Raw genomic sequence first — 13756 nt, forward strand, 5'->3', positions numbered from 1 at the left:
GCGAGGTGGGGCGTTAAGATGAAACGTGTGCTCATCGTCTCGCAGCACTTCCCTCCCGAACGTTCCGGGAACGCGTCGCGTATCTACGATACGGCCATGCACCTTGCTAAAATGGGTGTTCCGGTGACGGTCGTCGCGCCTCATCCGACGTTTCCGACCGGAACATTTCCGAGAGTCTGGAGACCGTCGGAAAAGACCGAGGTGGACGGCGTCGAGGTGATACGCCTCTTTGGCTGGCAGCCGAAGACGCGTGATCCGGGATTCGTCAGTAGAATGCTCTACTATCTCGTCTTCCCCCTGCACGTGCTCCTGCGGTTTCTCGTTACCGCGGGGCGCTACGACGTTATTATCACATCGACTCCGCCGCTCTTCACCGGAATACCGGGGGTTGTGGCAAAGCGCCTCTTCCGGAAGCGATGGATCCTCGATATCCGGGATCTCTGGATCGACGCCTCGGTCAGCCTCGGCTTTGTCAGGGAAGGGAGTCTCTATGAGCGGATGAGCAGGCGGTTTGAACAGCTCTGCCTTGCCAATGCGGATCTCGTCGGCGTCACGACCACCGAACTCGGGCGGCGGATCGCCTCGCGGTACCGGGTTGCCGCGCCGATGGAACTCATGCCGAACGGTGTCAACACCGACCTCTTCCGGCCGGTGATCGGCGAGAAGAAACGGCAGATCGTCTATGCCGGAAACATCGGGCACGCCCAGGACCTCGATAAGGTCGCTCTCGCCGTAAAGGCGATGAACGGCAAGTACAACCTCAAGTTCCTCATCGTCGGCGACGGCGACATCCGGGGACAGCTCGAGCAGCTCGTGCGGGCGGAAGACCTGGCCGACTGGGTTCTCTTCCCGGGTGTCCTGCCCCGCGAGGATATCCCGCGGCTCCTCTCGGAGTCGCTCATAGGGGTCGCTCCGCTCAAGAAGATGGCGAACCTCGAGTATGCGGCTCCGACCAAGGCGTACGAGTACATGGCCTGCGGCATTCCGTTCGTGGGCTGCGGCAACGGCGAGATTGCGCATCTCGCCAGTGAATCGGGCGCCGGGATCATCGCCGACAACACCCCTGAAGCGATCGCCCGGGCGCTCGCATCGCTCATCGACAATCCCGAGAAGATGGAGGAGATGGGGCGGCAGGGGAGAGCCTACGTGGCGAAGAACTACGATCGCAAGACGGTAGCCCGGAAGCTCAAACAGCAGATCGAGAGGATGGCATGGAAGGGCGCGTAGCAGAGATTACCCGGAATATCCTCGATGAAGTCAGGCGAAACGTGGTTCTCGACGGCGATCTGGCATACATCCGCGATCCGGTCTTCGGCATCGTCCGAAACCGGGTGCACGCGGAGGTCGTAAAAGCGCTTCTCCGGACGGGCGAGACGAAGCTCGTCGGCTCCATCCTCCGCTTCGTTGCGGCGGCGCAGAACGGCGACGGTTCGTGGAACGAGATCCACGTCAACTACAATCAGCCGTCGGCTCTGATCACCTCCTTCATCGGGGAGGCGCTCGTCGATGCCCACGACTATTATCCTCACGGCACGCCGCTTCGGAAAGCCCGGGACTATGTCCTCGCAAAGGAGCTGCGCCCCGGGTACTTCCTCAAATCCTCGCAGTACACGGCCGACCACCTGAACGTCGATGCGTCCTGCGGTGCGTTCCTCGCGAGGTACGGCGATCTCTTCGGTGACGGTGTCGCTCTCGCCGCCGCCGCCCGTGCCGCCGAGAACATCGTAAAAAACCAGTGGGCGAGCGGGGTATACCCGTATGCCGTCGATAAGGGGACGTACCCGTACGCCTTCGACGTGCCGTGCGTCCACTACCAGGCCGTCACGATGTACTACCTCGCCAAGATCAACACCGTCCTTTCGGACGATCGCGTGGAGGCGAGTCTCCGGAAGGCGGCGGAGTGGCTTATCGGGCAGCAGCGGCGGGACGGTCGGTTCGACTGGTCGGGGAGCGGGCTCATGTTTGCCTACTACTTAAGCGGCGCCTACGGGTTTGCGTATGCCTCGCTTGACTACCTCGCCCGGCGGGATGAAGCGTACCGGCAGTATGCGGATCGCTCGCTGCAGGGGCTTGCCCGGAGCCTCGACGGGCTCGTGCTCCGCTGGGAACCGGGTTCCTGGGTCGACTTCGTACCGTCGGTGCACACCGCGGTGCGGACTGCCGCACTCGGAACGTTCCCGTTGCAGCACCGGGCGTTCAGGCTCGGCTACGGGATGTACCGCCAGATCGCCCGGAGAAGGTATGCCGATGCCGTCGACTCGCGGACGTTCGATATCCTCTGCAGGATGCTCCGGATCCAGACGTCCACCGTAGAGCCGCCGAAGAATTTCCCGGATTTATTTATGACATCGGAAGTGCTGGACTGTCTCACCCAGTCACTCGTATGGGAGAATCATTATGAAACAGGTATTGCTTGATCTACAGTCAGGAGACATCCAGGTTGAGGACGTTCCCGTCCCCCTGGCAAGGCGAGGGCTCGTCGTCGAGAACCGCTACTCCCTCATCAGCGCCGGCACCGAGACCGCTCTCATCAACCTTGCGAAGAAGTCTCTCGTCGGCAAGGCGAAAGATCGGCCCGACGACATGAAGAAGGTAATCCAGAAGGTGACGACGGACGGCGTTCTCTCTGCCTACCAGCAGGCGATGAGCCGCCTCTCAAAGCCCGAACCGCTCGGATACAGCTGCGCCGGAATCGTTACCGAGACGGGAGTCGACGACTTCGCGGTCGGCGACCGGGTCGCCTGCGGGGGTGCGGGGTATGCCGTCCACGCCGAGTACGTCTCCGTTCCGAAGAACCTCTGCGTCCCCGTCCCGGAGGGCGTGAGTCTCCACGAGGCCTCGTTCACGACGGTGGGCGCGATAGCGATGCAGGGGGTGCGGAACGCCGAGGTGAGCCTCGGGGAGACCGTTGCCGTCATCGGCCTCGGGCTTATCGGCATCCTCACCGTCCAGATACTGAAAGCCGCCGGAGCACGGGTCTTCGGCATCGATATCGATCCTGAAAAACTCGCGTTGGCGCGGGAGCTCGGTGCCGACCAGACCTCGAACTACGACGGGCTCCTCGAGAAACTGCAGGTTTTTTCACCCTTCGGTGCCGACGCCGTCATCATCACGGCGGCGACGAAGTCGAACGCGCCGATCGAGGCTGCCGGGCACCTCGTCCGCGACAGAGGCCGGGTCGTCATCGTCGGCAACGTCGGCCTCGACATCCCGCGGGACGTCTTCTACGAAAAGGAGGCCGAGGTCGTCGTCTCCCGCTCGTACGGCCTCGGACGCTACGACCGGAACTACGAGGAGCGCGGGATAGACTACCCGATCTACGTCAGGTGGACGGAGCGTCGGAATATGGAGGCCTTCCTCGAGCTCGTCCGGGAGAAGAAGATCTCGCTCGACCGGCTGATCACGCACGAGTTTGCGCTCGTCGAGGCGCCGGGCGCATACGCGATGATCGCGGGCGGGAAGGAGAAGTACCTCGGCGTTCTGCTGAAGTACAGCTCGAACGGGAACGGGAAGAGCCCCGCCGGGAATGTTGCGGTGATGGAGAAGAGCCCGGCGAAGGGTGAAAAAAAGGCGGTGCCCGGGCAAAACCTTGGGTGTATCGGTGCGGGTGTCCATGCGCTGAGCTCACTCTACCCCCATCTCCCGGTGCTGCCGATCTCTCTCCGGGGGCTCGCGACGGCGACGGGTCTATCTGCCCATTGGGTCGCGAAGAAGTACGGGTTTGACTACTGCACGACGGACTACAAAAAGATCCTCGAGGATCCCGAGATCCAGGCGGTGCTGATCGCCACCCGAAACGACATGCACGCCGCTATGACGGCCGAGGCCCTGGCCGCCGGAAAGAACGTATTCGTCGAAAAGCCCCTGGCAACGACGCTTGACGAACTCCGGCTGGTGGTCGATGCGGTGAAGCAGTACGACGGATCGGTGACGGTCGGGTTCAACCGCCGCTACTCGCCGCTCTCCCGGAGGATGAAGGCCTTCTTCGCGAACCGGAGTTCTCCGATGGTCATCCATTACCGGGTCAATGCGGGAGAGATCCCCGCCGATCACTGGGTTCACGACGAGGAGCAGGGTGCCGGGATGCTCATCTCCGAGTGCTGCCATTTCATCGATTACATGCAGTATATGACCGGAGCGAAGCCTGTCCAGGTCTATGCACGCGGCATCGAGCCGGTCGGCACCGTCAGCAAATACGACAACTTCCAGGCGGTGTTAAACTTCGACGACGGTTCGCTCGGGACGGTCACGTATACGACGCTCGGCGACCGCGCCTACTCGAAAGAGACGGTCGAGGTCTTCTCGAGCGGCGCCGTTGGCAGGATAACGGACTTCCGGGAACTCCGGCTGATGAAGGGCGGGAAGACGGAGAAGGAGCGCCGCTGGCTCTCCCAGGACAAGGGATTCCTCGAAGAGCTGCTGGCTTTCGCGAGGGGCGAAGAACCCGACTTCGCCGGCAGCGTCGCAACCACGCTCGCGACCATCCGGGCGTGGGAGTCTATTGACTCAGGAAGGCCGCTCTCAATCGATACGGGTTCCGTCGGACTCTGAAGACGGCTCTCACTATTTTTTCCGGGTCTGGAACGAACTGCTCGAATTTACGGGAAAAGAAATGGGTTACCGGCGCATATCCGGCGTAGATCGAAGGAGCGCCAGCTGATCGCGGATACGTTCGGGTATGGAACGGCTATCCTGCTCGCTCGTGGCCTTCCCCCATCCGGTATCGATGCATGAACAGTCGATATCGGTAAAGACGCCGGTATCGAACCGGTAGTTGTACTCTTCGACGGCTCTGACGAGCTCCTGATCGCATTCCCCACAGTTATGTGCCCAGTCGAGCGATTCGACCGAGTACGTCCAGGGACTTACATAAACCCGCATCCGGTCGCCGAAGCGGTTTTCAGCCCGCTGCAGCAGATCGACGAGGCTCCAGAGCCATGGCGGGCGGTAGAGGCCGTGCTCCCAGAGTGCGTGCACGACCGTGTTCTTCTCGACGGTCGTCACCTCGAGATCGACATAGTCGACGCCCCTCGACGCGAGGTAGTCGAGCGTCTGCAGAATGTCGGCCACGGATTCGGACTCGGTTAAAAACGGCGGCTTTACGAGCAGGAGAGGTTTTGTGAGGACACCGAGCCGCTGCATCCGCTCAAAGAAGATGTCGAAGTTATGCGACGTGAACCCTTTGTTGATGCAGAGATTCATCACCTGCGGGTTCGCCGATTCAAAACCGAACGCCAGCTCGAGCTGCCGCCCGTTCAGGAGTTTCTTCATCGCGAGAACCCGATCCTCGGGAGAGTAGTCGATCCGTGACTCCACGACGACCTTTTTGATCCCGGAGTACTCGTCGATCTGCCTGCATATCCCCTTGATGGCTTCAAGCGGCATCTCGTGTTCGTTAAACATATTGCCGTCGTTGTAGACCGAGATGACCGGGTACTCCCCGAGGTCTACCGTATCCGCAATGTGTTCGAACTGGCGTATGTAGTCGTCTGCAGAGACCTCGCGGCCATGTGAGGTTGCACAGTAGAACCCGCACATCGTGCAGCCGCCGGTCTTATCGACCCATTCGCATCCTGTCGACCGCAAAAAAATGATCAGGCGCTTTATCGGTTCGTCGTTGAGGTGCCCCGTCCGCTCCTCCCATCCTATCGGTATGGAAAAATCGAGTTCCTCCTCACTATTGCCGTTCCTTCGTCGTAGTTCTCCGGCGAGCATCTGGATCTCTTTCTGAACAATCCCCTCGAGCGGTATCTCCGGAGACATTCGGGCATCGCTAAGGCTATCAGTAACGCTGCTTTGTAGAATCAATATTCCCCCCTTTGCCTGCGGCGTACGCACGCCCGTTTCGGGCGCACCTTCGGTCGCAGGTGTCGCTTCTTCTCGATGCGAAGACATACCCATGGACAACTTCACACTATTTAAATATTTGCCTGGCCGATCGCTCTTCAGCGACCTCTGAAAACCGTACTGTTCCCGGTAAGCGATGAGTTCTTCTTAAACTGAGCACAAAACGACTCTGTTCCAGGCGGAACGTCCGGGGCGAACGGACGGATATCGTCTCTACCTGCCCCCCATGGTCGGTATCCGGTTCCCGCCTCAAGGTATCAGAGCCCGGAGCGGGTAGCCCGCTCAAGGCAATGTTTTTATATTATGTATTTTGTAGGTAGAGAGCGAGAGCGCCTGTATGCTCCTCTTCGGTGAGGGTATCTTCTCTCATCGGGAATTGGTGGCTTGCAGTATTTCGGACCGCAGTTTGGAAAGCGTGGAGATGGATCGGATCCACGACCCCGGAGAGGAATGGCCGTCCGGAGATATGTTTCCCGGAGGTTCGCGATGTATGATCGGGAGAGGAGTGCATGGGAAAGATCGGATGCCGGCACCGTTTCGGGAGCTCCCGCAAGCCCGCCGGCGGTGGACTGCTGATGCGGCAGGTCTGCGGGCTCCCGTACCCCACTCCGGGAGGCGGCTCTCTCTGGGAATCTGCGTGCATTTTGCATGCACTCCGTGAGCCGGGGAGGATGGTTGTTGCATGAATGGTTTGCTTGAAAGGTTCGGAGCGGCGAATCCTCTGACGCTGAAAGCGCTCAGTCTTCTTCCGTCGTACCTTGCCTTCAGGGAGACCTATGCCTTTCTGCGGCGTTCGCAGTGGTGGAGCCGGGAGGAGCTCGAGGCCTATCAGCGTGCCGAACTTGCGCGGCTGCTCGACCACGCGTACGAGCACGTCCCCTACTACCGGCGTATCTTCGACGAGCGAGGCCTCAAACCGGAAGATATCCGGGATCTCGCTGACCTCCGCCTGCTCCCCTTTCTCACGAAAGAGATCATCCAGAACAACCTCGCGGATCTCCGGGCGACCAACTACCCGGAGAACGCCTTCGAGTACGTCAGGACGTCCGGGTCGACCGGCATTCCGATGGGGTTCTACTACGAAAAAGGGGTCTCGCGGGCGAGAGAGTGGGCGTTTATGAAAGCGCAGTGGGATCGGGTCGGCTACCGGTTCCGTGACCGGTGCGTCGTCCTCCGCGGCCACGTCGTCGACTCGGCCGAGAGCCGCATCTTCTGGAAGAAGGCGCTCTTCGGCCGCTGGCTCCTTATGTCTTCCCACCAGATGACCGAGGAGACGCTGCCCGCCTACATCGACCGGATCCGGTCGTTCCGGCCGAAGTATATCCACACGTATCCTTCGATGATCATCACGCTCGTACGGTATATGCGGGAGAACGGTATTGCACCGTTCCCGACGGTGAAGGCCGTCCTCTGCGGGTCGGAGAACCTCTACCCCTGGCAGCGCGAGCTGATTGAAGACGTCCTCGGGTGCCGGGTCTACAGCTGGTACGGCAACAGCGAGCAGACCGTCCTTGCAGGAGAGTGTGAAGAGAGTTCCTGCTACCACATCTTCCCCGAGTACGGGATCGTTGAACTGATCGGCAAAGACGATCAACCTCTCACCGAGCCTGGGGCGATGGGGGAGGTGGTGGCGACGAGCCTCACCAATTACATCTGCCCGCTTATCCGCTACCGGACAAAGGATGTTGCCGTCTCGGCCAGCAGATCCTGCACCTGCGGACGGGTGTACCCTCTGCTTGAGAAGGTAGAGGGACGGCTGCAGGAGTTCATCGTCACCGGGAGCGGCCACCTGATCTCGGTCACGCCGATCAACTACGAGTCCGATGCCTTTGAGAATATCAGGCAGTTCCAGATGTACCAGGAGAGGGTTGGCGAACTTGTTCTCAAGATCGTGAAGAAACCCGGTTACACCGACCGTGATACGGAACGGCTCAGGCAGGAACTGCAGTGGCAGCTCGGCGACGGTATCAGGGTCGGGATCTGTTTTGTCGACAGCATCCCCCGGACCGCAGGCGGGAAGTATCGTTACCTCATCCAGAAGCTCCCGATCGAACTGGGTGACCTGCATGCCGGGGTAGAGGCCGGATAAGGACGCAAGGATAGGAGCCCGGGCCCGGGAGACGTATCGGCATCTCCCGTGAAGCCTGCGTGTTGAGAATAGAAGGCGGCAGGGGTTCTGCAAGGCCGGGTGCGGTGCCGTTTCACTCTATGTAGGAGACGACTCTCCGTTTCAGCCTGCTTGGGTTGATGATGTTCGAGTATACCCACTCCGCCATCGTTCCGAGCATATTTCTCATGTAGAGTTCGAGGTATACGGTGATCTCGAAACCGAATTTGGATTTGAAGAGGTTGAGGTTCTTCGTGTTCGCGCCGATGTTCTCAAGCGTGTGAAATCCGCGTTCTTTTGCTTTCAGCATCAGGAGCCACTGGAGGTACTCGTTGCCGGCGCTTGCGGTATCCATCCGGGGCGTACCCATCCAGAGGAGAAACCGTTTGTACTCCTGCGTGGTGACAGTGCCCACGAGTTCTCCCGCTCTGTCGTAGAGGTTGTAGGCAGCGAGGTGGTCGGGGTAAGCACGAAAGAGATCCTCGAAGTATCGTCTGCTGATCATGGGGATGTTCATCGACGGCTGGCTGAACCGGTCAGAGACCGCCTGGTAGACCGTCGAGATGTCGTGCTCGCGATGCAGCTCCATCCCCGATTGTCCGGCCTTCTTTAATTTATGCCGGAGTTTGTAGTGGAAACCGTTCCAGATCTCCTCGGAAGGCTGCGTCAAATCGACGGTGTAGGTGTAATGGACTTTTGCACTGTACTGGTTCCAGATGAAGTTTCTGATATCGAGTTGATCCGGCACCAGCATCATCGAGAGGTAACTCGGCGAGAACTCCTGGAGCGTGGCGTGGATATCGTCCGAAACCATCTTTAAGAAAGACTCTTTCTTGCTCTGCTTGAGAGTGTCGTACTCCTGTCCCATGACAAACCCGAGATATGGGATGATCGACTGCATCGGCGGGGGTGAAAAGGCCGTCTTTAAGCCGTGTACGTTCCTGCAGAAGAGGGGAAAGACGCTGATCAGCTCTTCGCCCTTATAGATGCCGTACGGGAAGAACCGATATCCGGTATGCTCCTCGGTGATCTTCAAAAAGTCCCACTTGTGAAAGAGCAGCCCCCCGGCGCTCTCGTCGATGAATCTATCCCATGTCTCTTTGTCTTTTATCGTCTCAACCGTCATTTCGTCATCGCTTCCCCCTTTCGACTGCCGGTATGCTCGACGAGTCTAACCCTTCTCTTCAGGTATATATAGATTCTTTTGGTGCAACGGCCGGAGTTGCATCTCACCGGTTCTTAGACCCTCCACGCGATGGATTATATGCTGATGGGAGAATGGCCTTGCAGTACCGTCGTGTATCGTTTCTTCCCGTGGACTACCGGCTGATTTAAAGAATGGACGCATTTTGTCCGCGGCAGGGGCGTGAGGGGTCCCGGGGACGGGACGGGCAGGGATGCCCTCTATACTCGCCCTGTCCGCATCATCATCTTCTTGACGAGATTGAGGTACGCCCACTCGGTGACCGCACCGAGCCTGTCCTTCTTCGATATCTCAAAATAGATCAGGAGATCGGGATTGAACTTTGATTTAAAGAAGACGAGATCCTTATTGTTCGCTCCCATATTCTCGAGCTGCCGGTAGCCTTCGGCTTTTGCCTTCTCGATCAGGAGCCACTGGAGGTACTCGTTGCCGGCGAGCGGCGTCTCAAGCCTCGGCGTCCCTATCCAGAGGAGGAACTTCTTGTACTCCTGGGTGGTGACGAACCCGGCCACGTCGCCCGCTGCATCGTAGAGGTAGTACAGCCCGATATTCTCCGGGTACGCCTGCATGAGATCGGTGAGGTAGGCACGATCGATGACGGGGATGTCGAGTGCGGGGTCGCTGTAGCGCTCGGAGAGCAGCGTATAGAACGCCGAGAGATCATTGCTCTTCACGAGTTGCATATCCGCTTTCGCAGCTTTCTTCAGTTTGTTCCGGAGTTTGTAGTGGAGGTCTCCCCAGAGTTCGTCGAGGGATTTCTCCAGGTTGACGGCATAGGAGTAGTGGATACTCGTGGAAAACCCGTCCCAGATGAACTGTCTGATATCGAGAAAGTCCGGGACGAGGGTTATCGAGATGTAGTTTGGGGAGAGACCTGCAATCTCCTGCCGCATCTCGTCGGCGACAAGTTTGAGGAAGGTTTCCTTCTTGCTCTGCTTCAGTCCGCCAAACTCCCTGCCCATGACGCACCCGAGGTGCGGGATGACGGTCAGAGGGGGCGGCGAGAAGACCGCGTTTACGCCGTGAATCCTCTTCTGGAATAACGGGTACAGGCAGATGAGTTCGTCTCCTTTATACACCCCGTACGGGAGGAACGTATACCCCGTATGCTTCCCGGTGATGGTGAGATAGTCCCACTTGTGGAAGAGGAGCCCTGAAGGGCTCTCGTCGACGAACGTATCCCAGATCTCTTTGTCGCTCAGTAACTGCACTGTCATGCGCCCACCTGCATCGTGCGTACCTCCTTTCAAGGTCGCCCGTCGGGTCTATTCAGACGATCTCTCTATATATAATTTCCGGAGCTTCCTCCCCGAAACGGCGCTCGTTACCGGGCGGATTTGCCGAGACATCTCCCTGCCGGAAGAGGGGGAGATCCTGGCCCCGAAGATCGGTTCTCCCGGGTATACGGCCGATACTATGCCGTTTAGCCTCGCGATCTCCGAGGTCAGTCCGGCAGGTTTCCGGCACGCTGTTCTTCTGGCTGCTTTTTATCCGGAACGAAGAATAGTGAGTCAGAATGGAATTTGTCACCCTGTGTGTCATCGGAGGCTGGGATATTTTTAAATACTGGTATGAATGAGGTAGGGGCATGGTTACGCTCCGTCTGTTGGCCATGGATGATGTTTCTTTTCACTCCTGGACGTGCTGCAACGCGAGTGGCGACGTCTGGGTGTTTTTTAAAGAGAAACATCTGTTCCCTGAGTTCTTGAAGCACTTTTACTCGATGTGGGGAGAGGACCGGGAAGCGATGCCTTCATCCGAGAACTTCTTCTGATGGAGCAGGGCGAGCATGACCGTGTATCACTGTTCCGGGGAAGATGGAGATGGAAAACCCCGGTGAGGAGATCGGCAGAGCGATGAACTGTCGCTGACGGAAACCAGGGTGCGAAGGAGGGAGCTGAAATATTTCAGATCTGGGATTGCGTGTACAATCGGGAGTCGGTTACGGCTAAGGCTCTCAGCCTACTCCCTACCTACAGCACCTTCCGAAGAACGTATGCCTTTCTGCGGCGTTCGCAGTGGTGGAGCCGGGAGGAGCTCGAGGCCTATCAGCGTGCCGAACTTGCGCGGCTGCTCGACCACGCGTACGAGCACGTCCCCTACTACCGGCGTATCTTCGACGAGCGAGGCCTCAAACCGGAAGATATCCGGAATCTCGCTGACCTCCGCCTGCTTCCGTTTCTTACGAAGGAGATCATCCAGAACAACCTCGCTGAGCTTCGGGCGACCAACTACCCGGAGAATGCCTTTGAGTACGTAACGACCGGTGGGTCGACCGGTATTCCGGTCGGGTTCTACTACGAAAAAGGGGTCTCGCGGGCGAGAGAGTGGGCGTTTATGAAAGCGCAGTGGGACCGGGTCGGCTACCGGTTCCGTGACCGGTGCGTCATCCTCCGCGGCCACGTCGTCGACCCCGACCCCGAGGGGGTCTTCTGGAAGAAGGCACTCTTCGGCCGCTGGCTCATCATGTCGTCGTACCACATAACCGAAGAGACGCTGCCTGCCTACATCGACCGGATCCGGTCGTTCCGGCCGAAATATATTCAGGCCTATCCTTCCATCATCAGCATCCTCGCGACGTATATGCAGAAGCACGAGGTAGAACCGTTTCCGACGCTGAAGGCCATCCTCTGCGGGTCGGAGAACCTCTACCCCTGGCAGCGCGAGCTCGTTGAAGACGTCTTCGGGTGCCGGATCTACAGCTGGTACGGCAACAGCGAGCAGACCGTCCTTGCGGGAGAGTGCGAGGAGAGCTCGAGTTACCACATCTTCCCCGAGTACGGGATCGTCGAACTGATCGGCAAAGATAACCTCCCGGTGACCGCTCCCGGAGAGCTCGGCGAAGTCGTCGCGACAAACCTTACGAACTACGTCTGCCCGCTCATCCGCTACCGGACGATGGACCTCGCGGTCAGGGATACCGACCATTGCCCCTGCGGGCGTGCATACCCGCTGCTGAAGAAAGTGGAGGGGAGGCTGCAGGAGTTCATCGTCACGAGAAACGACCGTCTGATCCCCATGACCGCCGTGAACATGCACTCTGCGGTCTTTGACAATGTCATTCAATTCCAGTTCTACCAGGAACAAGAGGGTGAGGTCATACTCAGGATTGTACGTAAACCGGGGTACACCGACCGTGATACCGAGTCTATCCGGCAGGAGTCCCAGAAGAAACTCGGCGAGGATGTGCATATAACCATCCGGTTCGTCGACTCGATACCCCGCACCGAACGGGGCAAGTACCGCTTCCTGATACAGCAGCTTCCGCTTGAGAACTGTGATCTGTGAGGTATCGGATGGATACGGTCAAATTGATGGCGGTCGGCGATATCTGGCTGCAGACGGTAAACGGCAGCCATCCTTTCAAGCATGTTCGCCACCTCCTCAAGGATAAGGATATTCTCTTCGGCAACCTCGAGACCGCTCTCTCGACGGAGGGGGAACCGGCGCCGAAGCATCACGTCATCGCTGCCCCGCCCGACCGGGTATCGTACCTCACGGATGCCGGTTTCGATGTTGTCAGTGTGGCGAACAACCACACTCTCGATATGGGCGCCCTTGGGTTCTCCAATACGCTTGATGCTCTGGTCGGGAGCGGTATTGGGTTCGTGGGCGGGTCGACGTCCCGATACCCGTCCTCGCATGCCGTCTTCGAGCGGAACGGTGTGCAGATTGGTCTTCTCGGCTATACTATCGGACGGGGTGCCATGCCCGCCGGAATAGCCGTAAACAGGCTGATCGAGGATCGGATGGTCTCCGAGATCAGGGCGCTGAAGCGTTTGTGCGACCACGTTGCGGTTTCGCTGCACTGGGGTGTGGAGCTCGTCCATCACCCGTCACCCCGTCAGATACGGCTGGCAAGGAGCCTTGTCGATGCCGGTGCAACCCTCATCCTCGGACACCACCCCCACACCATCCAGGCGATGGAGCGCTACCACGGTGGGCTGATCGCCTACTCGCTCGGGATGTTCCAGTTCGACCCGAACTGGCCGCACGGCATCTCGCACGATTCGTGCATCCTCTCCGTCGACCTCGGGAAGGACGGCATAGATGACTTTTCCGTGACGCCGGTTACCGTCGACGACAACTTCATTCCCTCTCCCGCAGAACCGGACGATGCCGCACGAATCCTCGGCTATGTAGCGGATCTCTCGGGAGCGGTGACCGAAAACCGGATCACGAACCGCTGGTGGTTTGAGCAGATCGCCGGGAACTACATGAAGATGAACCTTGAGAGTTACCGACTTCGTATACGGGAACATGGCGTTCTGCCGCTCCTCGAGTGCGGTGTGTGGCTTGCAACGCCGTTCTGTCTGCAGTGCTACGGCGGTCTGCTCCGGAGAAGGCTGCGTGGCAGAAACGGAACCTGATCGCCTGTTTGAATCTACTCTTTTTTCGTGAAACCTCTCCTCCTCGTATTTATCGCGTCATTTTTATACTTCGGAATGGTGCGAGTATATATACGTATCTCCCTCCCGGAACCGTTGCCCTGATGTTCACTGGTTTTTACCTTCTGCCACCATGTTTCGGGGAAAACCGGATTGTCCGGGATGCTCTTCCGGCCCTGGGCAACGTATATATACCTCTTTTGCTATTAC

General features: G+C 58.7%; 10 protein-coding genes. 7 read left to right on the forward strand and 3 right to left on the reverse strand.

Annotated features, from left to right (window positions below):
* Window positions 1-18: 18 nt before the first annotated feature.
* Genes ABH15_RS04915 through ABH15_RS04925 form a run of 3 tightly spaced genes read left to right on the forward strand, consistent with a single transcriptional unit; the run spans window position 19 to window position 4551 of the window.
* Entirely contained in the window at window positions 19-1227 is a 1209-nt protein-coding gene (locus ABH15_RS04915) for a glycosyltransferase family 4 protein (RefSeq protein WP_128693275.1), read from the forward strand.
* Complete coding sequence (locus ABH15_RS04920; protein ID WP_128693276.1) at window positions 1212-2417, forward strand: hypothetical protein; 1206 nt, start codon at window positions 1212-1214, stop codon at window positions 2415-2417. Before ABH15_RS04915 ends, ABH15_RS04920 begins: the two co-directional genes overlap by 16 nt.
* Entirely contained in the window at window positions 2398-4551 is a 2154-nt protein-coding gene (locus ABH15_RS04925; RefSeq protein WP_128693277.1) for a bi-domain-containing oxidoreductase, read from the forward strand. The genes ABH15_RS04920 and ABH15_RS04925 overlap by 20 nt, the downstream gene beginning before the upstream one ends.
* A gap of 66 nt (window positions 4552-4617) precedes the next feature.
* Here ABH15_RS04925 and ABH15_RS04930 read toward each other — a convergent pair whose 3' ends face one another.
* Complete coding sequence (locus tag ABH15_RS04930; protein WP_164913639.1) at window positions 4618-5763, reverse strand: archaeosine biosynthesis radical SAM protein RaSEA; 1146 nt, start codon at window positions 5761-5763, stop codon at window positions 4618-4620.
* A gap of 766 nt (window positions 5764-6529) precedes the next feature.
* Between ABH15_RS04930 and ABH15_RS04935 the strand changes: the two genes are divergently transcribed.
* Window positions 6530-7936, forward strand: coding sequence for a phenylacetate--CoA ligase family protein (locus ABH15_RS04935; RefSeq protein WP_128693279.1), 1407 nt, complete (start codon window positions 6530-6532; stop codon window positions 7934-7936).
* Window positions 7937-8048: 112 nt separating this feature from the next.
* On the opposite strand, the gene ABH15_RS04940 is transcribed toward ABH15_RS04935, so the two are convergent.
* Together ABH15_RS04940 and ABH15_RS04945 are read right to left on the reverse strand one after the other, a co-directional pair.
* On the reverse strand, window positions 8049-9080 hold the full coding sequence (locus tag ABH15_RS04940) for a GNAT family N-acetyltransferase (RefSeq protein WP_128693280.1): 1032 nt from the start codon (window positions 9078-9080) through the stop codon (window positions 8049-8051).
* 278 nt (window positions 9081-9358) lie between these two features.
* Window positions 9359-10375, reverse strand: a complete 1017-nt coding sequence (locus ABH15_RS04945; RefSeq protein WP_128693281.1) for a GNAT family N-acetyltransferase — start codon at window positions 10373-10375, stop codon at window positions 9359-9361.
* Between the two features lie 371 nt (window positions 10376-10746).
* Between ABH15_RS04945 and ABH15_RS04950 the strand changes: the two genes are divergently transcribed.
* The 3 genes from ABH15_RS04950 (at window position 10747) to ABH15_RS04960 (ending at window position 13528) form a co-directional block, all read left to right on the forward strand.
* Window positions 10747-10932: a hypothetical protein gene (locus ABH15_RS04950; protein WP_128693282.1), complete on the forward strand. Its 186-nt coding sequence runs from the start codon at window positions 10747-10749 to the stop codon at window positions 10930-10932.
* Window positions 10933-11081: 149 nt separating this feature from the next.
* Complete coding sequence (locus ABH15_RS04955) at window positions 11082-12446, forward strand: phenylacetate--CoA ligase family protein (RefSeq protein WP_241648019.1); 1365 nt, start codon at window positions 11082-11084, stop codon at window positions 12444-12446.
* Window positions 12447-12454: 8 nt separating this feature from the next.
* Window positions 12455-13528 carry a CapA family protein gene (locus ABH15_RS04960; protein WP_128693284.1) on the forward strand — a complete coding sequence of 358 codons (1074 nt, stop codon included), beginning with the start codon at window positions 12455-12457 and terminating at the stop codon, window positions 13526-13528.
* Window positions 13529-13756: the final 228 nt, after the last annotated feature.

Origin of the sequence: Methanoculleus taiwanensis (assembly GCF_004102725.1) — an archaeon.
GTDB classification, from domain to species: Archaea; Halobacteriota; Methanomicrobia; order Methanomicrobiales; family Methanoculleaceae; genus Methanoculleus_A; species Methanoculleus_A taiwanensis.